At 62.3% G+C, this 23,642-nt stretch carries 21 protein-coding genes; 12 read left to right on the forward strand and 9 right to left on the reverse strand.

The features are described 5' to 3' along the window. From AC2444_RS02345 to AC2444_RS02360, 4 genes are all read left to right on the forward strand, one after another. A complete protein-coding gene (locus AC2444_RS02345) occupies positions 1-555 on the forward strand; it encodes a hypothetical protein (protein ID WP_012756171.1) in 555 nt (184 codons plus the stop codon). A 164-nt stretch (positions 556-719) separates the two neighbouring features. Continuing rightward, positions 720-1,136, forward strand: coding sequence for an MAPEG family protein (locus AC2444_RS02350; protein WP_012756172.1), 417 nt, complete (start codon positions 720-722; stop codon positions 1,134-1,136). A 333-nt stretch (positions 1,137-1,469) separates the two neighbouring features. Then, positions 1,470-4,517, forward strand: a complete 3,048-nt coding sequence (locus AC2444_RS02355) for an autotransporter outer membrane beta-barrel domain-containing protein (protein ID WP_244432241.1) — start codon at positions 1,470-1,472, stop codon at positions 4,515-4,517. A 214-nt stretch (positions 4,518-4,731) separates the two neighbouring features. Then, entirely contained in the window at positions 4,732-5,373 is a 642-nt protein-coding gene (locus AC2444_RS02360; RefSeq protein ID WP_041935628.1) for a TetR/AcrR family transcriptional regulator, read from the forward strand. 6 nt (positions 5,374-5,379) lie between these two features. Here AC2444_RS02360 and AC2444_RS02365 read toward each other — a convergent pair whose 3' ends face one another. Next, complete coding sequence (locus AC2444_RS02365) at positions 5,380-6,336, reverse strand: LysR substrate-binding domain-containing protein (protein WP_032986695.1); 957 nt, start codon at positions 6,334-6,336, stop codon at positions 5,380-5,382. Between the two features lie 215 nt (positions 6,337-6,551). On the opposite strand from AC2444_RS02365, the gene AC2444_RS02370 reads away from it, so the two are divergent. After that, the gene (locus AC2444_RS02370; protein ID WP_012756175.1) at positions 6,552-6,851 is read left to right on the forward strand and encodes a DUF1127 domain-containing protein; all 300 of its coding nucleotides are present in this window, start codon (positions 6,552-6,554) and stop codon (positions 6,849-6,851) included. Positions 6,852-7,010: 159 nt separating this feature from the next. Here AC2444_RS02370 and AC2444_RS02375 read toward each other — a convergent pair whose 3' ends face one another. The 5 genes from AC2444_RS02375 to AC2444_RS02395 form a co-directional block, all read right to left on the reverse strand. After that, positions 7,011-7,877 carry a DUF937 domain-containing protein gene (locus AC2444_RS02375; protein WP_012756176.1) on the reverse strand — a complete coding sequence of 289 codons (867 nt, stop codon included), beginning with the start codon at positions 7,875-7,877 and terminating at the stop codon, positions 7,011-7,013. 345 nt (positions 7,878-8,222) lie between these two features. Next, positions 8,223-9,596 (reverse strand): glutamate--cysteine ligase, encoded by a 1,374-nt coding sequence (locus AC2444_RS02380; RefSeq protein ID WP_012756177.1) that lies wholly within the window; start codon positions 9,594-9,596, stop codon positions 8,223-8,225. A 147-nt stretch (positions 9,597-9,743) separates the two neighbouring features. Continuing rightward, on the reverse strand, positions 9,744-10,481 hold the full coding sequence (locus AC2444_RS02385) for a 16S rRNA (uracil(1498)-N(3))-methyltransferase (protein WP_012756178.1): 738 nt from the start codon (positions 10,479-10,481) through the stop codon (positions 9,744-9,746). A 98-nt stretch (positions 10,482-10,579) separates the two neighbouring features. Further along, positions 10,580-12,079, reverse strand: coding sequence for an inorganic phosphate transporter (locus AC2444_RS02390; RefSeq protein WP_012756179.1), 1,500 nt, complete (start codon positions 12,077-12,079; stop codon positions 10,580-10,582). 62 nt (positions 12,080-12,141) lie between these two features. Continuing rightward, positions 12,142-12,672, reverse strand: coding sequence for an NUDIX hydrolase (locus tag AC2444_RS02395; protein ID WP_012756180.1), 531 nt, complete (start codon positions 12,670-12,672; stop codon positions 12,142-12,144). A gap of 233 nt (positions 12,673-12,905) precedes the next feature. On the opposite strand from AC2444_RS02395, the gene AC2444_RS02400 reads away from it, so the two are divergent. Together AC2444_RS02400 and AC2444_RS02405 are read left to right on the forward strand one after the other, a co-directional pair. Next, positions 12,906-13,814 (forward strand): LysR substrate-binding domain-containing protein, encoded by a 909-nt coding sequence (locus AC2444_RS02400; protein WP_012756181.1) that lies wholly within the window; start codon positions 12,906-12,908, stop codon positions 13,812-13,814. Positions 13,815-13,913: 99 nt separating this feature from the next. Continuing rightward, on the forward strand, positions 13,914-15,071 hold the full coding sequence (locus AC2444_RS02405) for an adenosylhomocysteinase (RefSeq protein WP_012756182.1): 1,158 nt from the start codon (positions 13,914-13,916) through the stop codon (positions 15,069-15,071). Positions 15,072-15,089: 18 nt separating this feature from the next. On the opposite strand, the gene AC2444_RS02410 is transcribed toward AC2444_RS02405, so the two are convergent. Then, positions 15,090-16,085, reverse strand: coding sequence for a zinc-dependent alcohol dehydrogenase family protein (locus AC2444_RS02410; RefSeq protein ID WP_012756183.1), 996 nt, complete (start codon positions 16,083-16,085; stop codon positions 15,090-15,092). Positions 16,086-16,223: 138 nt separating this feature from the next. On the opposite strand from AC2444_RS02410, the gene AC2444_RS02415 reads away from it, so the two are divergent. Continuing rightward, positions 16,224-17,075, forward strand: a complete 852-nt coding sequence (locus AC2444_RS02415; protein WP_012756184.1) for a LysR family transcriptional regulator — start codon at positions 16,224-16,226, stop codon at positions 17,073-17,075. Between the two features lie 13 nt (positions 17,076-17,088). Here the strand turns inward: AC2444_RS02415 and AC2444_RS02420 are convergent, their stop codons facing one another. After that, on the reverse strand, positions 17,089-17,985 hold the full coding sequence (locus AC2444_RS02420) for a LysR family transcriptional regulator (RefSeq protein ID WP_012756185.1): 897 nt from the start codon (positions 17,983-17,985) through the stop codon (positions 17,089-17,091). 159 nt (positions 17,986-18,144) lie between these two features. Between AC2444_RS02420 and AC2444_RS02425 the strand changes: the two genes are divergently transcribed. The 4 genes from AC2444_RS02425 to AC2444_RS02440 all read left to right on the forward strand — a co-directional run bounded on the left by AC2444_RS02425 (position 18,145) and on the right by AC2444_RS02440 (position 22,825). Next, entirely contained in the window at positions 18,145-19,584 is a 1,440-nt protein-coding gene (locus tag AC2444_RS02425) for an FAD-linked oxidase C-terminal domain-containing protein (protein WP_012756186.1), read from the forward strand. Continuing rightward, on the forward strand, positions 19,581-20,780 hold the full coding sequence (locus AC2444_RS02430) for an FAD-binding protein (RefSeq protein WP_012756187.1): 1,200 nt from the start codon (positions 19,581-19,583) through the stop codon (positions 20,778-20,780). The genes AC2444_RS02425 and AC2444_RS02430 overlap by 4 nt, the downstream gene beginning before the upstream one ends. 251 nt (positions 20,781-21,031) lie before the next feature. Next, complete coding sequence (gene glcF / locus AC2444_RS02435) at positions 21,032-22,342, forward strand: glycolate oxidase subunit GlcF (RefSeq protein WP_012756188.1); 1,311 nt, start codon at positions 21,032-21,034, stop codon at positions 22,340-22,342. 42 nt (positions 22,343-22,384) lie between these two features. Next, the gene (locus AC2444_RS02440; protein WP_012756189.1) at positions 22,385-22,825 is read left to right on the forward strand and encodes a hypothetical protein; all 441 of its coding nucleotides are present in this window, start codon (positions 22,385-22,387) and stop codon (positions 22,823-22,825) included. Positions 22,826-22,852: 27 nt separating this feature from the next. On the opposite strand, the gene AC2444_RS02445 is transcribed toward AC2444_RS02440, so the two are convergent. Then, on the reverse strand, positions 22,853-23,527 hold the full coding sequence (locus tag AC2444_RS02445) for an outer membrane protein (RefSeq protein ID WP_012756190.1): 675 nt from the start codon (positions 23,525-23,527) through the stop codon (positions 22,853-22,855). Between the last annotated feature and the right edge of the window lie 115 nt (positions 23,528-23,642).

The raw sequence follows: 23,642 nt of genomic DNA on the forward strand, positions 1-23,642 counted from the left end.
ATGAAGGCGGGCAGCGGGATTCCTCTCTGGATCGTCGCGCTGCTCGCAGCCCTCTGCCTTGCCGTGCTCGCCTGGACGACCTTCGGCTTCGTCGTCCCGTTCAAGCATGAAACTGGCCAGGCGGTGCTCGATACCTATTTCGCCGGTTACGACGAGTCGGCGGTCTTCCACATGCAGAAGCTGCTTGATGAGAACGAGACGGCGACCAGGCTGCTGCGCGCCATGTATTTCGGGCCGGAGCTGATCTTTCCGGCCTTGCTGACGGCGCTGCTGTTCCTCGCCTTCCTCAAACTCGGTCCCGGCGGTGCATGGTTCGGCCGATCGGCGCATCCGCTCGTTGGCAAGGCGATCTACCTGCTGCCGTTCATCTACGGCATCGCCGACTACGGCGAGAACATCTCGAGCCTCATCGCCTTCGGCAACGGTGCGTCTGCAGGTCTTGCAACGCAGCTGCTGCCGTGGATGACACGGCTGAAATTCGCAAGCCTTGCCATCTGCTTCATCCTCATCGCCCGGCTCGCCGTCATGCGCTGGCTCTCGTCGCGCCCGGACTGAGGCGCCGTTATTCCATCCAGCTCCATGTCGAAAAGCCGGGACACCTGCGGCGACGTGCCTTAGCGACGCAGGTGTCGATGGGGCGTTGCCCTATGCTGGTATCCAGCTCCCCTTTCGGCTAATGCTCGCGTCGAACGCGGAAGCGGAAAGGAAACGACCAACATATGACCGGCTATCAAATCTTCTGGCCACTGCTCGCCCATGTGGCCCTGGTCTATGGTCTTTATGCGCTTCTTGGGCTTCGGCGCGCAAAAATGGTCCGCGCCGGCAGCATCGTGAAATCGGATTATCGCGAAAACCGCGGCGAGCCGGCCGAAAGCCTTGTCGTCAAGAACTGCCTCGCCAACCAGTTCGAACTGCCGGTGCTCTTCTACGCCTGCTGCATTCTTCTCTATATCACCGAGGCAGACAATCTCGTCGCCCTCGGCCTCGCCTGGGCCTTCGTCGCCCTGCGTTACGCCCATGCCGCCATCCACGTCACCAGCAACGACCTGCGTTATCGCAGCCCGATCTTCGCCGCCGGTTACCTGGTGCTTGCCGCCATGTGGATCTGGCTTGCCGCATGGATGCTGATGAGCTGAGGCGACAGGCGCCGCCGCCCTATTATTTGCCCGTAAGTGTTGCAGGCCGACGACGCAAGTTGCCGGCATCGGCGGCAATATGGCCGCCGGACGTTGAGCCATTCCCAACGATATTGTTTTCACCAAAGTGAAAAGGCTGGAAGACCAGTCAAAACATGCGCCTAACGCGTGCGGCGTAAGGCTGTTGTTCCCGCTGTCGATGAATATTTCAATAACATGGTTACTAATATTTAAATTGATTGGCCTATTTCTGCGCGAGCGAATGATGGTGGGGACGATTTGCGAGCGAGCATGGGCGAAAGGATATCTGGAGCGGCAATCCAAGGGATGGTCATGCTGCGACTTACGGGATTGGCGAGCACTGCGGCGCTGGTGCTGGCTGTAGGGCCGGGATGGGCGCAGGTCATCACCGGCAACGACACGGAGATCGTCGATGGCAACGACCCGGGCGGTACCGGCGCGGGCACGCAACCGAGTCCATGGACAATCAATACCAACCTCATCGTGGGCGATCAGAATGGTGACGATGCAGCCCTTGTCATCCGGAATGGCGGCATAGTCAGCAATGACATCGGCGTGCTCGGTGTCGATCCCGGCGCTGCAGGAACGGTAACGGTTACGGGGACGGGCTCGGCCTGGACCAATTCCGACGACCTCTACGTCGGCCATCGGGGTGTCGGCGTGCTCAATATCGAAGATGGCGGCGTTGTCGACAATATATTCGGCCGTATCGGCTATTTCTCTGGCGCCAGCGGCACGGTGACGGTCACCGGCACCGGCTCGACCTGGACCAACGCCCAGGATCTTTATATCGGCGACAGCGGCACCGGCACTCTGACCATTTCGAATGGCGGCACGGTCAGCAGCACTGCCGGGCTTATCAGCAACGACACGACTGCCATCGGCGAGGTCATCGTCACAGGCACGAACTCGATCTGGAGCAATTCCAGCTATATCTCGGTCGGCGAGGCGGGAGCGGGAACGCTGACCATTTCGAATGGCGGCTCGGTCACTGCGAGTGAAGGTTATGTCGGCTATAGTTCGAACGGCAACGGCGTGGTGAGCGTGACCGATACGGGGTCGAGCTGGATCAATTCCGGCGCGCTGTTCGTGGGCGAATTCGGTTCAGGCAGTATGAGCGTCGAGAATGGCGGCACGGTTTCGGCTTCCGAGGTTATCATCGCCGACGATTCGGGCGCCACGGGAACTGTGCGGATCGCCGGAAGCGCCGCAAACGGGCGCGGCGTCCTGGAGACCGGTTATATCGAGAGAGGCGGTGGTGACGCGGACCTCGTTTTCGATGGCGGTATTCTCAGCGCAACGGGCAACGAGGCGAATTTCCTGCGCGGTTTCAACGCCGGCGAGGTAACGATTGATGCTGGCGGCGCCTTTATCGATACGAACGGCTTTGCCGTCGGCATTGCCACGGATTTGCAAGGCGCCGGTGGCTTGACCAAAAAGGGCAGCGGCACACTGACGCTTTCGGGCACCAGCAGTTTTACCGGTGTGACGACGGTCGAGGCCGGCACGTTGCAGGCGGGCAGCGCCGGTGCCTTCGTGCAGAATGGCGCCTATGCGGTCAATGGCGGCATATTCGATCTCGGCGGCTTCGACCTGACGATGGCGCAGCTTTCGGGAAGCGGCGGCGAGATCGTCATCGGCAGCGCCGAACTCACGCTCGATCAGGCGAACAACACCACCTATGGCGGCATACTCTCCGGCAGCGGCGACTTCACGATGCTGGGCAGCGGCACCTTGCGCCTGACCGGCAACAGTTCGGGCTTTGCCGGCACGACCACGGTTTCGGACGGACGCCTGATCGTCAATGGCAGCCTTGGCGGCATCTTGATGATGACGGGCGGCACGCTGGCCGGGTCGGGTCATATCGGTACGGTGACCGCCGGCGCAGGCGTCACCATCGCGCCGGGCAACTCCATCGGGACATTGACCATCGGCGGCAACCTCACCCTCGATCCCAGTTCCACCTATGAGGTCGAGGTCGATCCGGCTGGCACTGCCAGCGATTTGATCTCGGTCACGGGGACCGCGTTCCTCAACGGCGCCAGCGTTACCCATGTTGGGATGAATGGCGACTACCAGCCTTTCTCCACCTATACGATCCTTACCGCCGCTGGCGGGATCAACGGAACATTCGGCGCCGTCACCTCCGATTATGCCTTCCTGGCGGCGGAGCTCTCCTATGATCTGAACAACGTCTATCTGGAGATCGAACGCAACAACGTGCGTTTCAGCGACATGGCACGGACGCGCAACCAGATGGCCGCGGCAGAGGCTGCAGAGAATCTCGGAACTGGCAACGATATCTACGACGCCATCGTCACATTGCCCGATGACGAGCCGCTGATTCAGGCCAGTTACGACGCGCTTTCCGGTGAAATCCATGGCTCGATCAAAACGGCGCTGATTACGCAAAGCCTCGTTGTCCGCCAGGCCGCCAACGAACGTCTGCGTTCCGCGTTTAGCGACGCCAGTGCTGGCGTAATCCCGATACAGGCTTTCTGGCCGGGCGGTCCGGAACTCATCGCTGCCAATCCTTCGGACGCGCCGGTTTTCTGGAGCACGGCTTTTGGCGGCGCAAGCGAGACACGCACGGACGGCAATGCCGCCACCCTCAACCACCAGACCGGCGGGCTTCTCGCTGGCGTCGACGCCATGTTCGATGACGTCAGGCTCGGCCTGATGGCCGGTTACAGCAACTCCCAATTCGACCCGCGGCACCGAAGCTCATCGGGATCGAGCGACGATTATCACCTCGGCCTTTACGCGGGCACGCAATGGGGCGGTCTCGCCTTCCGCACCGGTCTCGCTCATACGTGGCACGAGATCGAGACCAACCGCAGCGTCGCTATTGGAAGCTTCGAGGACAGGCTGGAAGCAAGCTATAATGCCGGCACGCTGCAGGCATTTGCGGAGCTGGGCTATCGGTTTGATACGGCGGCGGCCACTTTCGAGCCTTTCGTCAATCTCGCCCATATCGGCATTCGAACGGCGGGTTTCACCGAAGGGGGCGGGGCGGCAGCGCTCGACAGCTCCAGCCGCATGACCAACACCACCATCACCACGCTTGGCCTGCATGCCGAAATGGAGGTTCGCTTGGGCGAGACGAACGCCACCCTGCGCGGCATGTCAGGCTGGCGGCATGCCGCCGGCGACATCGTTCCGGTGTCGACGCATGCTTTTGCCGGAGGCGACGCGTTCACCGTCGCCGGAGTGCCGGTGGCAGAGAACGCCTTCGTTCTTGACGCCGGGCTCGACTTCGACCTCACCGAAAGCGCCATCCTCGGCATCGCCTATTCCGGCCAGATTGCCGACAACGCGCAGCAGCATGGGGCCAAAGCGACGCTGTCGGTGAAATTCTAAAAACGTCCCGATTTAAATACGAGATGCATTGCAGCGCTCCCGCGTCTTTTCAGACGCGCAAGAACATTGCAACACTTTGAGTTGCAGCATAATGCCGTAGAGCCCCGTTTTTCATACGCTTTTGCCGGTCGTTAAAATGCGAGTGTTTCCCTTTACGGCCGATGAAGACCTGCATGTCATGCCTTCCGCCGCGAACAAAAAGAATGGGAACGACATGGGCGCGGAAAGCATGGATCGGATCGGCTTGCGCAGGAAGCCGAAGCAGGAGCGCAGCATCCAGAGGCTGGACCTCATTCTCGCCGCCGCCGCCAAGATCATCGCCGAAAAGGGCGTCAGCGCCATGCGGATGACGGAGCTCGCCGCTGCAGCCAAGGTGCCGATCGGTTCGGTCTACCAGTATTTCCCGGAGAAGGCGGCGATCGTCAAAGCCCTGTTCGACCAGCATGCCTCGGCGATCCAGACGAAGATGGCGGCGATGTTTGCCGACGTACGGTCACTCGACCAGGCGCTGGACGTGGTCTGCGCCACCATCGACTGGTATTACGATTCCTACCACGACGATCCCGTCTATCTCGGTGTCTGGATGGGAACGGAGACCGATCAGGATCTGTTGCAGCTGAATATTGAGCATAGCGGTCACGTCGCCGGCATCTTCCGTGACGCCGTGCGTCAGCTGGCCCCTGACCTTTGCGACGAAGAAATGTATGCGCGCACTTACCTGTTCAGCCACCTGATCGGCGCCGTGATCCGACTTGCCGCCGTCAGCGAGGAGGCCTTGGCACGGCGTATGCTCGATGAGTGGAAGCGCGTCATCCGCGCCTCTCTTTTCACCGTGACCGTGCCGGCTGCTGCCTGAGAACTCTTACCAGCTTGGCACCATATTGGCCGCCTTCAACCGCGGATAAAGGCGCGCCTGGGCGGATTTAACGTCCGCCTCCAGGCTGTCGTCGACGACAGTGGGCGTGATATTGTCGAGGCAGGCGGTGATATGCGCGGTGATCGCGTTCATCAGCGAAAGCGAAACGCCCGGCCGCTTCATGATGCCGATCTGCACCGGCGGCAGCGCTGGAAAACCGTCCGCCTGGCTCAGCACCTTCATGCCCGTCCGCAGCGCCGATTCCGGCATCACCGAAACCGCCATGCCGGCCAGCACGGCGGCGGCAACGACGGTGCAGGACCAGCTGGTAAACAGGATCTGGTGCTCGCGTCCCACGGCATCGAGCGCCGAGCAGGCGAGCTGGCGCCACTGGCAGTCACGCCGACCGACGGCAAGCGGTACCGGCGCGTCGTCGCGGATCGGATGGTTGGCCGAGCCCACCCAGCAGAGCGGCTCGGTTCTCACCACATCGGACATGCGCTCCCGCGGATTATGGGTGACGAGCGCGATGTCGAGCTCGCCCTTATGCATGCGTTCGGCAAGATCCACCGAGGGCTCGCAGACGATATAGAGCTCGACATTCGGGTGCGTCTTGGCGAAGCGGCCGATGATTTCGGGCATGTAGCGGTCGGCATAATCATCGGGCGTGCCGATGCGCAGCGTCCCCTCCAGCCTGTTGTCGTCGAAGGCGGCGATAGCCTCATTGTTGAGGCGGATGATCCGCCGCGCATAGTTGAGCAGCTTTTCGCCCTCGACCGTCAGCCGGTTTCCCCGCCCGTCCTTGATGAACAGCTGCTTGCCGATGCGTTCCTCGAGACGGCGCATCTGCATGGAGACGGCCGATTGGGTCTTGTAGACCCTGTCGGCGGCCTTGGTGAAGCTGCCGGAATCGACGATGGCGATGAAAGTCTGCAATTGGTCGAGATCAAGAGGCGCGGACATGTTGTCACCCATAAAGATAGCTGATGATAATCATTAGAAACATTCGTTGGACTGATCAATAGGTCTTTGGCATCTTCGGGATGCAAATCAAGCAAAGTGAAGGACAGACACCCTGCCTGTCCGAGCCAATTCAGCCTTGCTCCTTCCCGTGCGACCTCGCGTGGAGGGGGTGGGTTGTTGCGCGCCTGAAAGAAATCGAAAGAAAGGAGAGTCCCATGCGGATGACAGACAGAACAATAGAACTCGACTGCGGCAAGCTCACCCCGACGTTTCCCCAGCGTCTGGCAGCAGGCCTCGCACCGTTGACCTCCCTCTTTCGCGGGTTCCGCAATCGCATGGAGATCAACACGCTGCACGATCTGAGCGACGCTCAGCTGAGGGATATCGGCCTTAACAGAGCCGACCTGACCTCCGCGTTCCTGGCATCGACCTTTTTCGAGGACCCGTCGGAACATCTGACGCGCTCGGCGCGCAATCGCTGGCGCCTGTCCCTCTTCCGCTCCTACGAACAGTAGGAGCGGCGAGTTTCCCCGCAGGGTGATAGCCAATAGCCCTGCCGCTTGACCCGGTGATCGGCTTTCCCAAGCCATCTCCGGGTTTTTTTATGCGCTAAACCATGTCGCGCAAAGTGTGCCGCGGTTTGGCGATAGCGACATGCGTAAAAATCTACAGTGCTATTCACTCTTGTCCGAGGAGGGCTTAGGCCGATAGGTTTCGAAGATCGCTTCCAGGTTCCTCTGGTAGTTCTTCTGCACTTCCAGTCCGCTGTCGAACATGGCGTTCAGCATCTCGGTATAGCTGTCGGCATTGAGCTTCGCCTCTTCCTTCGGCGCCTCCGGCGTCTTGGTCTTAGTCTGCGCCGCCGGCTGCTGGCCGAGCCCGCCCATCATCTCCTGGAAGGCCTTGGCGAAGGGATTGTCGAGGAAGGGGTTCGGCTGAGATGTCGCTTCCGGCTTCGGTACCGAAAACATCAGCTGCATCGCCTGGGTGAAGGGATTGTCGAAGATGCTGGGGTCCGGGGTCGTCTTCGGCTTCGGCGCAAAGCCGGTGCTTTCCAGCCATTTCTGCATGGTCTCGCCCATCGCCGTGTTGACGAAGGGGTTGACCGGCGAGGCCATCTGGCCGGTCGTCTGTTTAAAGAGCCCGCCCATCAGCGTATCGGCCAGCACCGGCAGCATCCGCTTATAAATATCCTGGCCGATACCGGTCATCTGTGCCGCCTGGGCGGCGACCGCGCGCGAAACCTCCTTCGAGCCGAAGAGCTGGGCAAGGATGTTGTTGCCGTCGGAAATACCCTCTGGCGTGAACGCCCGGTTCATATCCTCGAAATATCGCGCATAGTTGCCGGAGGAGACCGCCTGCATCAGCCCGACGAAATCATAGGGATTGCTGGTGCTGCGCTTCAGCCCGGCGGAAAAGGCCGGCATCAGCGCCGCCATTGCCTTCGTCGCTTGTTCCTGCGCGAGGTTGAACTGCCGGGCGATCGCCTCCATCGCCGCGCCGTTCTGCGCCTGCATCATCATGTCGAAGAGTGGCAGCATGGAAGTCCCTTTCCCCGGGTCGTGACGCGTTGTAACGCCACTATAACCGGAAATGGCAATGAGCAAACTGCTTTTTGCCATAAGAACTTAGGGAGGAATTTAGCGAGAGCATGCGGCCGAGGCTCCAGCGGCGGGTCGGTGGAGCACGCGAGCGCCGTGCGTGCTTTCTGACGCACAAAGGACGCTCCAACTCTTTCGATCCTCGCATCGTGCTTTCCGAAAATCGATTCCGATTTTCGGAAAGCACGATGCGCTAGGTCGCCGGCCTTCACTTCCGCTGCTCGGAAACAGGCGAAAACAGCGGCTGTCAGAGCGATTCCAGGAAAAGGGGAACCGGGGTCGGACTCAGTACTGATAGTCCTCAAAGACCGGCTCCACGGAGCCGTGCCAGCGGCCGTGATAGAGCGACAGCAAATCCTCGGCGAGCGTCGCCTTCTTGGCGAGCACCTCGTCGAGCGGCGCCAGGAAGATCGTCTCGTCCTGGCCTTCCCGGTTGAGCTTGCCGCGCGCCTTGAGACCGGCCCTTGATATGCCGACCACTTCGCGCGCCATGTCGAAGAGCGGGTGCCCGCGGAATTGCGCCTTCAACCCTTCGGCGGGAACCGCATTGCGCAGGGCGCTGATCTCGGCAAAGGTCCAATCCTTCGTCAACTCGTCGGCAGCATCGAGTGCTGCATCATCGTAGAGCAGGCCGACCCAGAAGGCCGGCAGCGCACAGATGCGCCGCCACGGGCCGCCGTCGGCGCCGCGCATTTCGAGGAAACGCTTCAGCCGCACGTCGGGGAAAAGTGTCGAAAGATGGTTCGTCCAGTCCCCCATCGTCGGCGCCGGATCGGCGACCTCGCCCTTCAATGCGCCGTTCATGAACTGGCGGAAGGTGACATGGGTGCAGTCGTGATAGCGGCCTTCGCGGACGATGAAATACATCGGCGCGTCGAGGGCCCATTCGGCATAGTCGCGGAAGCCGAAATCGTCGCGGAAGCTGAAATCGAGCAGGCCGGCGCGCCGATTGTCGACATCGCGCCAGATGTCACCGCGCCAGGAGAGCAGCCCGTTCGGCTTGCCCTCGGTGAAGGGCGAGGATGCGAAAAGCGCGGTCGCCAGCGATTGCAGCTTCATCGAAACGCGCATTTTCTTGCGCATGTCGGCTTCCGAGGAAAAATCGAGGTTCACCTGGATCGTGCAGGTGCGGTACATCATGTCGAGACCCTGGGTACCGACCTTCGGCATATAGCGGGTCATGATCTCGTAGCGTGATTTCGGCATCTGCGGCGTTTCCGCGTAGGTCCATTTCGGACTGCCGCCGATACCGAGGAAGCGGATGCCCATCGGCTCGGCGATTTCGCGCAGCGTCGCCAGATGCTGGTTCGATTCCTTGCAGGTCTCGTGGATCGTCTCCAGCGGTGCACCGGAGAGTTCGAACTGGCCGCCGGGCTCGATCGAGATCGCGCCCATGCCATGCTGCTCGGCAAGGCCGATGATGTTGCCGCCGTCGGTGATCGGCTCCCAGCCGCTTTTCTTCTGCAGGCCGGTCAAGAGGGCCGAAATGCTGGCATCGCCGAAATAGGGAACCGGGCTGTTGTCGGCGCGGAAGAAGGCGAATTTCTCGTGTTCGGTGCCGATCCGGAAGTGCTCCCGCGGCTTGTTGCCCGCGGCGATATAATCGGTCAGATCCTGGACCGAAGAGAGCGGTGTCTGGTCGGTAGTGTCGCGGGCCATGCGGGATACCTGTATTCAAAAAGGCGCCCAGGGGGCCGGGCGGTTGGAAGGCTGATTAGGACCCAAGCCACCCATGTTGCAAGTGAAATTCTTTCAACGACGCATCAAAAAAATAACAGCGATTTCCATGTCAACCCGTTTTCGACCTTAGTTCCAGTCGCCGATCGCCGCCTGGACCACCGCCAAGGCAGCAACGGCTGCCGTATCGGCCCGCAGGATGCGCGGTCCGAGTGGGATGGCCGTGACGAAATCGAGGCTTCGAAGCCGCGCCCGCTCTTCTTCCGAAAAGCCGCCTTCCGGCCCGACGAGCAGAGCGAGATGTCTTTCCCTGATCGCCGAGAGCACCGGCAGCGGGTTCTGCCCGGCATCGCCCTCGTCGCAATAGATGATGCGGCGCTCGCTCGGCCAGCGGTCGAGCAGGTCGAGAAGCCTCACCGGCTCGGCCACGTCGGGGATGCCGAGAATGCCGCATTGCTCCGCCGCCTCGATGACATTGGCGCGCAGCTTGTCGAGATTGGTGACCTTGCCCTGAACGTGCTGGGTCATGACCGGCTGCAGCAGGCCGGCTCCCATTTCGACCGCCTTCTGCACGAGATAGTCCATGCGGCCGACCTTGAGCGGCGCAAAGAGATAATGCAGGTCGCAAGGCTGCGGCTGCGGCCGCGTCTCTTCGGTTGCCGTCAAAAGGATGCGTTTGCGCGTGGGGAAGGTAAGGGTTGCCTTCCACTCGCCGTCGCGGCCGTTGAAGAGCAGGATCTCCCCACCGTCCTCCATCCGCAGCACATTGGCGAGATAGTTGAACTGATCGGCATTCGCCTCCACGCCGGCACCGCGCGTGAGCGGCGCATCGACGAAAAGCCGTTGCATGCGGAAATTGGCGCGCATTAAAAAACTCGGGGCCTCGAAGCATGCCTCGCAAAACTGTGCAGGCTAGAAAATAAAGACCTAAAGCGCAGCACGGATCTGCAAGATCGTGACGTGCTTTAGACGAAGAGCGCGAACATAACCCAATAAATCATTGCCGCAAGCGCTGCCGAAACCGGCACGGTGACGATCCAGGCGGCGACGATCGTCATGAAATGCGAACGGCGCACGAGATAGCGCCGCCGGGTCTCGTGGATATTCGGCTCTTCCGGCTCGTCGATATCAAAGCTCTCGGCCTTGCGCCTGATATAGGCGATGCGACGCTTCGAATGGCGCGTATACCATTCGCGGAAGAATCCGACGCCGAAGACGGCGCCGACGGCGATATGTGTGGTGCTGACCGGCAGACCGAGCCAGGAGGCGACGATGACGGTAAAAGCTGTCGACAGCGCCACGCAATAGGCCCGCATCGGATTGAGCTTGGTAATTTCCTCGCCGACGAGGCGGATCAGGCGCGGCCCGAAGAGCAGCAGACCGACGGAGATGCCTAGGGCGCCGATCAGCATCACCCAGAGCGGCGGATGCCCGATGCCGCCGCCGCCGCCGATGCCGACCGAATGGACAATCGCCGACAGCGGCCCGACCGCGTTCGAAACGTCGTTTGCGCCATGCGCGAAGGACAGCAGCGCCGCAGAGCCGATCAGCGGCAGCCGGAACAGCGTTCGCAGCGAGCTGTTGCGGTTTTCGAGCTCCCGCGCTTGGGCGAGAACGAGTGGCCGGGCGGCAAGCCAGCTCACCAGCCCGATGCCGATTCCGATGAGGAGGACGGTCAGCGGCGGGAACCTGCCCGGGGGCGACAGCTGCAGCACCATATAGGCCATGAAGCCGCCGGCCATCACCGCGACCAGCACCGGCACCCAGCGTTGGGCCGCCGCGACCTTGTCATCGCGATAGATAATGAGCGTCTTGACGAGATAAAGCAGCCCGGCGGCGATCAGCCCGCCGATCAGCGGGGAGGTGATCCAGCTCGAGGTGATCTCCAGCATTACCTGCCAGTTCACCGGTTCCGGCCCGACGGCTGAGATGCCGGCGCCGATCACCGCGCCGACGATAGCATGGGTGGTGGAAACCGGCGCGTTCATCCAGGTTGCGAGGTTGATCCAGAGAGCCGCCGCCATCAGCGCCGCCATCATGATCCAGCCGAGCAGCGCCGGCGGTACCTGGACGGCGTCGACGATGTTTGAGGAAATCGTCTTGACGACCTCGCCGCCGGCGATCGTGGCGCCAAGAACTTCGAAAATCGCAGCGATGACCAATGCCTGGCCCATCGTCATGGCGCGCGCCCCGACGGCGGCACCGACATTGTTGGTCACGTCGTTGGCGCCGATGTTCATCGCCATATAGCCGGCAAGGGCGGCGGCCGCGATGACGAGCATCGCTCCCGGCCGGTCGAATACATAGACGCCGGCAAAGAGCATGGCCAGACCGACGAAGATCAGCCCGAGACCAGGCGCCACCAGCCGCCGCAAAACATGCTTCGCCACGTCCTCGGCATGGGTGATCTTGTCGAGGTCCTTGTCGAGCGTGCGTTTCGTGAGGACTGCGGGACGTGGCGGCATTCTTTTTCCTGAGGATGAATCTGCTTCTACGCTGCTTTCCTAGCAGTGCAAGATGGCAGGATTCATTCCGCCGGAATTTGTTTCACGTCTGGAATTTGCTTCGCCGCCTTGGCCGAAAGCCTGTCGGTCATCTTTTGCTTGAAGGCGAGGAAAAGGTGGCGGAGCTCCGGTTCGCGCACGCGCGCCGCCGCCTCGTCGAACGAGACCCATTCGATGCGGCGCTCGCCTTTTTCCTTGAAGTTCTTCGCCATGTCGGTGACCTCGAGCGCATAGACCTGCACTTTGCAGATCACCTGCACCCCGTCGCGCAACGCCTTCGAATAGGTGTAGGCGCCGAGCGTCTCCGTTTCGACCGCGCCGCGGACGCCGGCTTCCTCGAAGGCTTCCTGCATCGCGACCTCATGGGCGCATTTGCGCGTCATCGGCCAGCCCTTGGGAATGACCCAGCGGCCGGTATCGCGGCTCGTCATCAACAGCACCTCGACCTCACCGCTCTTCTTCTTTACCCGATAGCAGAGCGCACCATATTGCTGTCGCGGCGGACGCCGGAACATCAGTTGCACATCGGAAGCCAGTCGGGCGAAAAGAGTCAATGGTCGGGTCACCTTCGCAGTCGTCGTTAGGAATCACTCATATACGTATATCACGGAAAGCTTACGCAATCCAAAAGGCCGCAGGACGATTCGAAACGCGATTTGATCGCCGTTCATAGGGAAATCGAGGCCGGACAGGCTCGGAAAATCCGTCGCATCCTGTCTCGAATGCGTCACATTGCACAGCTGTACAACATGGCGTGATCTTGCCTTTCGTTCAATGCCGAGATCTAGTGATCCACCATGATTTTGTGAATGTCGTCCCCATGCGTCTTCCCCCGCTCAATGCCATCCGCGCCTTCGAGGCCGTCTGCCGTCATGGCAGCATTCTGAAGGCTGCCGAAGAGCTGAATGTGGTGCGCGCCGCCGTGCGCCAGCAGATCGACACGCTGGAGAATCACTTCGGTAGCAAGCTCTTCCTGCGCGACGGCCGCAGGCTGGTCCCGACCTTGCAGGCCAGCGCTTTTGCGGCCGCCGCGAGCGCGGCTTTCGACATTCTGCAGCGCGCCGCGTCGGAACTCGAAGGCGCCGTGCCGCGCCGCATCCGCCTTGGCGTACCCTCCGCCTTCGCGGTCTGGTGGCTGATGCCGCGCGCAGCAGACATGCAGGCGAGCCTCGGCGATACCGTCGACATCGTGCCGATGGCCACGGTCGAACCGCTGCAGATGCACCTGGAATTGGACGCCGTGATCATGGGCGGCGAATACCGGCCGGCCGCAGGCATTACCGCCCTGCGATTCATGGCGGATGAGTTCGGTCCGGTCGCAACGCCTTCGCTTGGCGCGACACTATCGAGCGACCCGGCGGCGATGGGCACGCAGACGATGCTTATCAGCCGCAGCGTTCCGAAGCTCTGGGACGAATGGTTTGCCGAAAGCGGCACGCCGCCGGTCGTCTTTTCCCGCACCCAGGAATTCGCGGATCTGCTGCTGGCGCTGGGTGCCGCCCGTTCCGGGCTTGGCATCGCACTTGCCCCACGTGCCTCGATCGAGGACGATCTCGAGCGCGGGCATCTGGTCGCGCCCTACGGCTTCATCTCTCGGCCATCGGGCTACAACTTCTGCTGCCGCACGCCGGATGTGAAACGGCCGGCCTTTGCGGCCTTGTCCGGTTGGTTGCTTCGTTGCGGGACACCAGCCTGAAAAGGGCAGATTTTCTGCCCTTTCGCCAGAATTACTTCCATATTCGCAACCCTGTTGGTCCGCTAGAAACAGCACCAACACGCAAATAGGAAAGAGTTGATGGAAAAGAGCGCAACCCGCATCGACTGGATCGGCAACAGCTGCCGGCTGCTCAAGGCGACGGCGGCCGAATTCGAGCGGACGCGTCCCTTCGAGGGCCTGTCGATCGGCACCGGCATCCATCTGGAGCCGAAGACGGTGGCGCTGCTGACGACGCTTCGCGCCGGTGGGGCGCGTCTTGTCTGCACCGGCAATCTCAACAGCACCCAGCCTTCGACGGTCGAGTTCTTGCGTACCCAAGGCATCTCGGTCTTCGCGACGCAGACGACCGATCCCGCCGCTCACCATCAGAGCCTCGAAGCGGTGATTGCCGAAAAGCCGAATCTGCTGCTCGACAATGGCGGCGATCTTTTCGCCATCGCGGCGGAAAAACCCTACGCCAATCTCCGCGGCGGCACAGAGGAAACCACCTCGGGCCGCATCCGCCTGCTGCCGCTGCGCGCGCGCCTGAACATGCCGATCCTCGTCATCAACGACAGCCCGATCAAGCAGTTCGCCGAAAACAGGCATGCCGTCGGTCAGAGCCTGTTCGAAAGCTACCTGCGCTTCACCAACCGCTCCACCAACGGCAAGCGCGTGACGGTGTTCGGCTACGGCGCCTGCGGCAAGGGCACGGCCGCCTGTTTCCGCAATGCCTTTTCCACCGTCAGCGTCATCGATATCGATCCGGTGACGACGCTCGAAGCTCATCTCGACGGTTTCACCACACCGCTGCGCGACGCGGCGATCCGCTCGGCCGATATCATCGTTACCGTCACGGGTTTTGCCGGCATCGTGACGGCGGCCGACCTGCCGCTCGTCAAGGATGGCGCGATCCTGATGAATGGCGGCCATTTCCCGCATGAGATCGATGTCGAAGCCTTCCGTCGCCACCCCGATGTCATTGGCATCGATCGCTACGAGGCCGACCATATCGAGACCTTCCATCTCAGCGACGGCCGCTCTTTCCATCTGCTCGGTGGCGGCCATATGGCCAATCTCGCCGGCCCGCGGCCGCTCGGCAATACCGTCGAGTCGATGGATCTCGGCTTCACCCTTCAGGCCCGCTGCCTGGAACGCATCGCCAAGGGCGAGGCCGGCCCCCAATCCTGCGTCGTGCCTGTGCCCGCGGATATCGATGCCATGGTGGCGAACGCCTACCTCGATCTGGCGCGTTAATTCCGCGGACGGATTAGATCAGTCGATCTCGACGACGAGCTTCCCGTCCGCCTGCCGGTTTTCGATCAGCCGATGCGCCTCATCTGTATCGGCAAGGGTGAAGCGGCGCGGGTCGAGCTTCGGCATCACCTTGCCGGCTTCGGCAAGCTTCGTCATCTCTCGCATGATCTCACCATGATGGGCGCGTCCTTCGCCGGTCAGCAGCGGCAGCAGCGTGAAGACGCCTGAATAGGTGGCGGCCTTGAAGGAGAGCGGTGCCAGCGCGTGGCTTCCCCAGCCAAGGCAGCTGACGACGTGGCCGAACTGGCTGACGGCTCGGAATGCCGTATCGAGCCCCTGGCCGCCGACGGTATCGTAGACCAGTTCGAAACCCTTGCCGCCGGTGTGTCTTGCGACATAGGTTTCCACCGTTTCCGCGTCACGATCGATCGGCGTTGCGCCAAGGCCGGCGAGATAGTCTGCTTTCGACGTGCCGTCGACCACATAGACCTCGGCTCCGGCAGCCTTGGCGATCTGCGCGACGATATGGCCGACACCGCCGCCGCCAATCACCAGAACCTTCTGGCCGGCCTTGACCCCGGCGCGGTCGACCAGCCCCTCCCAGGCGGTGATCGAGATCAGCGGCAAGGCGGCTGCCTCGCGCATCGACAGATTCTGCGGCTTTGGCGCCAGCAGCGCGGCGTCAACAGCTGCAAATTCGGCAAGCGATCCCTGAATGCCGCCGACCCCGCCGGTCATGCCGTAGACCGCGTCGCCGCGGCGAAAACCGCTGACGCCAGTTCCGACCTCTTCGACAACACCGGCCATATCGATACCGACAATGGCGGGAAGCGGATGGCGGGCATGGGCCGCATTGCCGGCCCGGATCTTGAGGTCGAGCGGATTGACGCCGCTTGCCTTGATGCGCACAAGGACCTGGCCTTCGCCGGGCACCGGTTTTGAAATATCGGCGATGCGCAATGGTGAATTCGGTGCTTCAGCCAACAGCGCTTTCATCGTTGATTGTACAGACATGGAACTCTCCTTCGTTCGCGGAGCGGCGTCTATAGGGACACCGCAATTGGCGTGGAAGAAAGATGCTTCATTGAAACTCGAATGAAAATGAAAGATAACGACTGAAGTCCATGCATTTTTGTTTGGCGGATGCGAGCGATGGAATGGAGTGACCTCAAGCTGTTTCTGGCGATCGCGCGGTTCGGCACGCTGGGGGCAGCAGCCCGCCGCCTCGGACTGACGCAGCCGACGATGGGCAGGCGGCTGCGTGCCCTTGAAGCCTCTCTCGGCCAGACGCTTTTTCAGCGCACGACCGATGGCTTCGTCCTGACCGACGAAGGCGCAGCCGTGTTCGCCGGCGCCGAACGCATCGAGGAGGAGGCGCTCGCCATGGAGCGGAGCCTTGCCGGCGGCAGCCGTCAGCTCGATGGTTTACTCAGGCTGTCCTCATCCGATTGGTTCGGCGCGCACGTGCTTTCGCCTGTGTTGGCGGAATTCTCGCAAGTTCATCCGAAGGTGGTGGTCGAATTGCTGACTGACAGCCGGCTTCTCAGTCTGTCGCGACGCGAAGCCGACCTCGTCTTTCGCATCCAGCCTTTTACGGAAGCGGAGATCGTATCGCGCAAGCTTATCCGTATCGAATACGGCCTTTACATCAGTCGCGGCGCACCGCACCCCGAAGCCGGCGACGGCGCGGGCGCCCGCCTTGTCACCATGGACGAGGCTTTCGGCGAGATGCCGGATGTCGGCTGGCTGCGGCGCCTGTTGCCGCAGGCCGACATCGTCACGCGCAGCAACAGCCGCGACGTGCAGGCTGCGCTCTGCGCCAACGGAGCCGGGCTCGCCGTCCTGCCGCGGCCGCTCGGCGATTCTCTTGCGGCCATCGAACTGGTCGATCTCGGTGAACCGCCACCCGGCCGCGACACCTGGGTCGGCTATCACCGCGACATGAAGCGGTTAGCGCGGCTGCGCGCCCTGCTGGACCTTGTCATCGAGAGGCTGGCGCGCTGAATCGGTGATGCCGTCAGCGCTCCCAATAGGGGACGGGACCATAAAGCTCTGCCAGATAGTCGATGAACAGCCGCACCTTGGCCGGCAGGAACTGCCGGCTGGGATAAACGGCCGACAGCGCGACATTGTGCGAGCTCTCATAGGCCGGCAGCACCTGCACCAGCCGGCCGGCCTTGAGCTCTTCACCGATATCCCAGGTGGAGCGCAGCGCGATCCCGAGCCCGGCGATGACCGCCTCGCGGATCACCTCGCTGGAATTGGTGACGAGCAAGCCTTCCGGCCTGAGACTCAGCGCCCCGTCCGGCCCGTTCAGCCGCCAGGTGTCGTTATTGTGGGCCGGCAGGCAGCGATGGCGTTTCAGCTCGTCGATGTGCTTCGGCTCGCCATGCGACGCAAGGTAATCCGGCGAGGCGCAGAGCAGCCGGCGCACCGGCGCCAGCCTTCGGGCAACGAGGCTCGAATCGGTGAGTTCGGCAATGCGGATCGCCAGATCGAAGCCGCCGCCGACGATGTCGCTGAATTCGTCGGTCAGCACCAGGTTGATCGCAAGCTCCGGATGCGCCTCCATGAAATCCTTCAGATGCGGCGCGATATGCATGCGCCCGAAGGAGGTCGGGGCAGAGATCTTCAGCGTGCCGTGCATCTGCGCCGAGCGGCCTGAGATATAAAATTCTGCCTCCTCGAGCCCGGCGAGAATACCGAGAACCCGGTCGTAGAAGCCCTGCCCGGCCTCCGTCAGCGAGATCTGCCGCGTCGTGCGTTGCAGAAGCCGGGTGCCGAGCCGGTCCTCCAGCCGCTTGATCCGTTTGGAGACGACGGCCGGAGAAAAGCCGAGTGCCCGGCCGGCGAGCGACATGCTTCCGGTCGAAACGACCTTGGCAAAGATTTCGAGATCACCCAGATTGGTCATAAGGTTTCGTAACTTTTTCCCTTTTGGCATAAGTGCTTAGCATTTGCGCCACTTTCGGGAAAGTGCTAAGCCGGTTTATCGGCGGCAGGGAGGTTCGCGGCCGGTTTCCGCTGTCATCTTCCCGCTGTCATTCCCGTCGTCAGGGCCAGGGAGAACGCCATGTCCGACGCCATTTCGTTTCTCGAGCCGCGCGCCGACGTGCTGGCGCGCCGCGCCCAGATCGTTGCCGATCTCACCGATCTTCTGCCGCTGGAATGCCTGGTGCATGAGGCGCGCGAGCTGGTGCCGTTCGAGACCGACGCCTTCGTGTCCTACCGCCGCCTGCCGCTCGCCGTCGCCCTCCCGCGCACCACGGCTGAGGTTTCGGCCGTCATGCGTTACTGCAATCGCTACGGCATTCCCGTCGTGCCGCGCGGCGCCGGCACTTCGCTCTCCGGCGGCGCCATTCCGCAGGAGGATGCCGTCGTACTTGGCCTGTCGAAGATGAACAGCATCCTCGAAATCGATCTGCCGAACCGGGTCGCCGTGGTCCAGGCCGGTGTCACCAATCTCAATATCTCCGAATCCGTCTCCGCGGACGGCTTTTTCTATGCGCCCGATCCGAGCTCGCAGCTTGCCTGCACCATCGGCGGCAATATCGGCATGAATTCCGGCGGCGCCCACTGTCTGAAATATGGCGTCACCACCAACAATCTGCTCGGCGTCAGGATGGTACTGGTCGACGGCACCGTGATCGAGCTCGGCGGCAAGGCGCTGGATGCGGCAGGCTACGACCTGCTCGGCCTCGTCTGCGGCCACGAAGGCCAGCTCGGCATCGTCACCGAGGCAACGGTGCGGCTGATCGCCAAGCCGGAAGGCGCGCGCCCGGTGCTCTTTGGCTTCGAGAGATCGGAGGAGGCCGGCGCCTGCGTTGCCGATGTCATTGCCGCCGGCATTATCCCGGTCGCAATCGAATTTATGGACAAGCCGGCGATCGAGATCTGCGAGGCCTTCGCCCATGCCGGATATCCGCTCGATGTCGGCGCGCTATTGATCGTCGAGGTCGAGGGGTCGGAAGCGGAGATGGACGCCGCGCTGAAGGACATCGTCGAGATCGCCCGCCGGCACGCTGTCAAGACCGTGCGCGAATGCCAGTCGGCGACCGAGGCGGCGCTGATCTGGAAGGGCCGCAAATCCGCCTTCGGCGCCACCGGCCGCATCGCCGACTATATCTGCATGGACGGCACCGTGCCGCTCAGCCAGCTTTCCTACGTGTTGCAAAGGACCGCCGAGATCGTCGATCATTACGGCTTGCGCGTCGCCAACGTCTTCCATGCCGGCGACGGCAACATGCATCCGCTGATCCTCTTCAATGCCAACGATCCGGAGGATGCCGCCCGTGCCGAGGCCGCCGGCAACGATATCCTTCGGCTCTGCGTCGATGCCGGCGGCTGCCTCACCGGCGAACATGGCGTCGGCATCGAGAAGCGCGACCTGATGCGGCACCAATATTCCGAGGTCGATCTCACCCAGCAGATGGCGGCGCGTGCCGCCTTCGATCCCGGCTGGCTCCTCAATCCGTCGAAGGTCTTCCCGCTCGAAGGGCGCCCCGCCGCATGATCGACCTGACGCCGACGAGCGAGGAAGAGGCAGCAGTGATCGTCCGCGCCCATGCGGAAAGCGGCCGGCCGCTGGCGATCTGCGGCGGCAATAGCCGCTCGGGCTTCGGCAATACCGTTGCCGCCGAGGGCCGGCTGCGCTCGACCGGACTTTCCGGCATCGTCGCCTATAATCCCGGCGAAATGGTCATGACCGTCCGATCCGGAACGTCGCTTGCCGAGGTCGAGGCGGCACTTCAGGAGAGCGGCCAGATGCTCGCCTTCGAGCCGATGGATCATCGCCCGGTGATGGGCACATCCGGCGAGCCGACCATCGGCGGCGTCTTTGCCGCCAATGTCTCCGGTCCGCGTCGGCTGATCGCGGGTGCCGCCCGCGACAGCCTGCTCGGGGTGCGCTTCGTCAACGGCAAGGGTGAGATCATCAAGGCCGGCGGCCGAGTGATGAAGAATGTCACCGGCCTCGATCTCGCCAAGCTGGTTGCCGGCTCGCATGGCACGCTGGCTTTCCTCACCGAAGTCACCTTCCGCGTGCCGCCGCGCCCGAAGACGGAGCGGACGGTGCTGCTATCAGGCCTCAACGACGCCGAGGCGGCAAACGCCATGGCGGCGGCAATGGCCCTGCCGGTGGAAGTCTCAGGCGCCGCCCACCTGCCGCTGACGGTGACGTGGAAATTCCTCGCCGGCAAATTGCCGGAGGGCGAGGCGACCGCTCTGCGCATCGAAGGCCTGCCGGGCTCGGTCGACGTACGCATCGAGAAGCTTGCCGCGGCAATGTCGGGTTTCGCCACGGTCACGCGGCTGGAACAGCCGGAGAGCCAAAAGCTCTGGCAGGAAATCCGCGACGTGCTGCCCTATGCCGACGGCAGCATGCGGCCGATCTGGCGCGTCTCGGTCGCCCCCGGCACCGGCCCTCAGCTGGTCGCAGCGCTCCGCCTCGAGGCAGGCGTCGACGCCTTCTACGACTGGCAGGGCGGCCTCGTCTGGATGCGCATGGAGGCCGGCCCCGAAGCGGAACTGGTCCGTCGCTACATCAAGGCGCTCGGCGGCGGCCACGCGACGCTGATCCGTGCATCGGGTGAGGCGAGGGCGACAACTGCTGCCTTTCATCCCGAGCCCGAGGCGGTGACGATGCTGTCGCAGCGGGTGAAGGAGAAATTCGATCCGGCGGGAATCTTCAATCCGGGGAAGATGGGGTGAGGGATAAGATGAGTTTGTGCTTGGGTTACCCCCCTCTGTCCTGCCGGACATCTCCCCCACAAGGGGGGAGATTGGCTGAGGGCTATGACTTCCCCAAACAATTCGGGCACTGCGACTCCGACACGGCAGATAGGAAGCGATGGTCCAACCTCTTGTTGATCTCCCCCCTTGTGGGGGAGATGTCCGGCAGGACAGAGGGGGGTATTGCATGCACAACGCCCGATATCCTCCCAAAGCGGCGGTCGCGTTAGATGCAAACCAACTTCACCCCGACCCAGCTCCTCGATCCCGATGTCGCCGAATCCGAGCAGATTCTGCGCAAATGCGTTCACTGCGGTTTCTGCACCGCCACCTGTCCCACCTATGTGACGCTCGGCAACGAGCTCGACAGCCCGCGCGGCCGCATCTACCTGATCAAGGACATGCTGGAAAACGGCCGCCCCGCCGATACCGAAGTCGTCACCCATATCGACCGCTGTCTCTCCTGCCTTGCCTGCGTTACCACCTGTCCCTCCGGCGTCGATTACATGCATCTGGTCGATCACGCCCGCGCCCATATCGAAAAGACCTACAAGCGCCCGTTCATGAACAGGCTGACGCGCGCCATCCTTGCCGCTGTGCTGCCCTATCCCGGTCGCTTTCGCCTGGCGCTCAATCTCGCCCGTCTCGGCCGGCCCTTCGCCGGTCTGATGCGGGGTGGCGCGTTGAAACCCTTCGCCGCCATGCTGGCACTTGCGCCGCGCCGCATCCCCGCTGCTTCGGACTTCGCAAAACCCGGCACGCATCGGCCCGAAACGGAACGGCGCGGCCGGGTGGCGATCCTTTCCGGCTGCGCCCAGCCGGTGCTCGATCCCGGCATCAACGCGGCGGCGATCCGGCTGTTGACGCGGCTCGGCGTCGAGGTCGTGGTGCCGGAAAGCGAGGTCTGCTGCGGCTCGCTGGTGCATCACATGGGTCGCGCCGAGCAGGCGCTCGAAAGTGCGCGCGCCAATGTCGATATCTGGACGCGCGAGATCGAGGGGCAGGGCCTCGATGCGATCATCATCACTGCTTCGGGCTGCGGCACGACGATCAAGGATTACGGCCACATGCTGCGCCTCGATCCCGCCTATGCCGCAAAGGCGGCCAGGGTCTCGGCGCTGGCCAAGGACGTCACCGAATATCTCGCAACCCTCGACCTGCCGGCACACATGCCGAAGGGTATCACCGTCGCCTATCATTCCGCCTGTTCCATGCAGCACGGCCAGCGCATCACGCTCGCGCCGAAGCAATTATTGAAAGCGGCGGGCTTTACTGTGCGCGATCCGGCGGAAGGCCATTTTTGCTGCGGCTCCGCCGGCATCTACAACATCATGCAGCCGGAGATCTCGGCCGTGCTGAAGGCGCGCAAGGTCAAGAACCTCGAGGCGACCAAGGCCGATATCATTGCCACCGGCAATATCGGCTGCATCACCCAGATCGCTACCGGCACCGGCATTCCAATCCTGCATACGGTCGAACTGCTCGATTGGGCCTACGGCGGCGCTGTGCCGGAAAAATTAACAGGTTTGCCGTTAGGCTGAAGCTTGCGAAGGCCCGTCGGGCCGGTCTCGGGAGTTTAGACGATGTGGCGGGGAATGATTGTGCTTGCGGGACTGCTCGGTGCGGCAGGCACCGCCCATGCAAATAGCCGTTATTTCTGTTCCGCCGACGACAAGGAAGCGCGCTTCACGCTCGAAAGCGGTTTCGAAAGCGCCGCCGGCCACAAGCTCAACCACTTCCGCGGCGCGCTGATCGTCAAGGATCCGGCCCAAGAGGCCGTGTTCGGAAAGCGTGTTTTCGAATCGCAGCACCTGACCAACCATTGGTCGCGTAACGGCGAACTGCTCATGGAAGTCTTCGACGGTGGCGAAGATGACACTGGCGGCGCAACGCTGGATCTGGTGGTTATCGCCGGCGAGCGCGGCAAGCCGGCGGCAAATTTTAGCGGCAGCTATTCCCTGACTATCGAAGGCGGTGAAAAACCCTATGCCGTCGAGGGTAAGGTCAGCTGCGGCACGAAATAGCGCCACAGCCGAAATTCAACAACTCAATTACCAGTGGAACGATACGCCGACGTTGACGGCGTTCGTGAAGATGTTGGTCTTCAGGTCCACGCCGCTGTCGATCGGAACGTCGACGCGCGAATAGGTGCCCTTGTATTCGACGAAGGTCGACCAGCGCTCGGTCACCTTGAAGTCGACGCCGGCCTGGGCCTGCAGCGTCACGCCGCCGAATTCATAAGCCCAGGTCTTGCCCTCGGGACGAATCACTTCGACATGCGGAATGTTCACGCCGATACCGGCGCCGAGATAGGGGGTCCAGCGGCGGGTCGGATCCTGGAAACGGTAGAGACCGTTCACCGTGAGGAGGTTCAGGCCGTCGGTGAATTCGAAATGCGACCAGCCGGCCTTTGCCAGCGTATCGTCGTCGGCATAGACCTTGTCATGGGTATAATCGAGCGAAATACCCCAGTTCGGCTTGTTGAAGTTCTCGAGCCACCAGGTGACGCGACCGCCGTAATAAGGCGGGCTGCCGAAGGACTTGCCTTCCCAGCCGGCGGTGAAGTGCGTGCCGTCGGAAAGATCGACGCCGCTATGCGGCGCGGTCTGGTAGCCGCCGTAGATAGAGAATTGCAGGTCTTCCGCCGAGGCGGAAACTGCTGAACAGATTGTCAAAAACGCGATGCCCGCAAGCAGGGAAGCGGAAGAACGCAGCGCAGATGTCATTGAATAGCCCCGAAATAAATATGTCGACTCTTAGGCACGTGTGCCAGCTTTTGGCCGCAAAGTCTAAGCAAAACGAAAGGCGCATCAGACTGCGCCTTTCGTTTTTTTGCTAAGT

It is taken from the genome of Rhizobium sp. WSM1328, assembly GCF_057653715.1.

Bases quoted from the DNA above. Each gene is read 5' to 3' on its own strand.
- AC2444_RS02345 (WP_012756171.1), top strand. From the start codon at position 1: ATGAAGGCGGGCAGCGGGATTCCTCTCTGGATCGTCGCGCTGCTCGCA.
- AC2444_RS02350 (WP_012756172.1), top strand. From the start codon at position 720: ATGACCGGCTATCAAATCTTCTGGCCACTGCTCGCCCATGTGGCCCTG.
- AC2444_RS02355 (WP_244432241.1), top strand. From the start codon at position 1,470: ATGCTGCGACTTACGGGATTGGCGAGCACTGCGGCGCTGGTGCTGGCT.
- AC2444_RS02360 (WP_041935628.1), top strand. From the start codon at position 4,732: ATGGGCGCGGAAAGCATGGATCGGATCGGCTTGCGCAGGAAGCCGAAG.
- AC2444_RS02365 (WP_032986695.1), bottom strand. From the start codon at position 6,336: ATGTCCGCGCCTCTTGATCTCGACCAATTGCAGACTTTCATCGCCATC.
- AC2444_RS02370 (WP_012756175.1), top strand. From the start codon at position 6,552: ATGCGGATGACAGACAGAACAATAGAACTCGACTGCGGCAAGCTCACC.
- AC2444_RS02375 (WP_012756176.1), bottom strand. From the start codon at position 7,877: ATGCTGCCACTCTTCGACATGATGATGCAGGCGCAGAACGGCGCGGCG.
- AC2444_RS02380 (WP_012756177.1), bottom strand. From the start codon at position 9,596: ATGGCCCGCGACACTACCGACCAGACACCGCTCTCTTCGGTCCAGGAT.
- AC2444_RS02385 (WP_012756178.1), bottom strand. From the start codon at position 10,481: ATGCGCGCCAATTTCCGCATGCAACGGCTTTTCGTCGATGCGCCGCTC.
- AC2444_RS02390 (WP_012756179.1), bottom strand. From the start codon at position 12,079: ATGCCGCCACGTCCCGCAGTCCTCACGAAACGCACGCTCGACAAGGAC.
- AC2444_RS02405 (WP_012756182.1), top strand. From the start codon at position 13,914: ATGGAAAAGAGCGCAACCCGCATCGACTGGATCGGCAACAGCTGCCGG.
- AC2444_RS02410 (WP_012756183.1), bottom strand. From the start codon at position 16,085: ATGTCTGTACAATCAACGATGAAAGCGCTGTTGGCTGAAGCACCGAAT.
- AC2444_RS02415 (WP_012756184.1), top strand. From the start codon at position 16,224: ATGGAATGGAGTGACCTCAAGCTGTTTCTGGCGATCGCGCGGTTCGGC.
- AC2444_RS02420 (WP_012756185.1), bottom strand. From the start codon at position 17,985: ATGACCAATCTGGGTGATCTCGAAATCTTTGCCAAGGTCGTTTCGACC.
- AC2444_RS02425 (WP_012756186.1), top strand. From the start codon at position 18,145: ATGTCCGACGCCATTTCGTTTCTCGAGCCGCGCGCCGACGTGCTGGCG.
- AC2444_RS02430 (WP_012756187.1), top strand. From the start codon at position 19,581: ATGATCGACCTGACGCCGACGAGCGAGGAAGAGGCAGCAGTGATCGTC.
- glcF (WP_012756188.1), top strand. From the start codon at position 21,032: ATGCAAACCAACTTCACCCCGACCCAGCTCCTCGATCCCGATGTCGCC.
- AC2444_RS02440 (WP_012756189.1), top strand. From the start codon at position 22,385: ATGTGGCGGGGAATGATTGTGCTTGCGGGACTGCTCGGTGCGGCAGGC.
- AC2444_RS02445 (WP_012756190.1), bottom strand. From the start codon at position 23,527: ATGACATCTGCGCTGCGTTCTTCCGCTTCCCTGCTTGCGGGCATCGCG.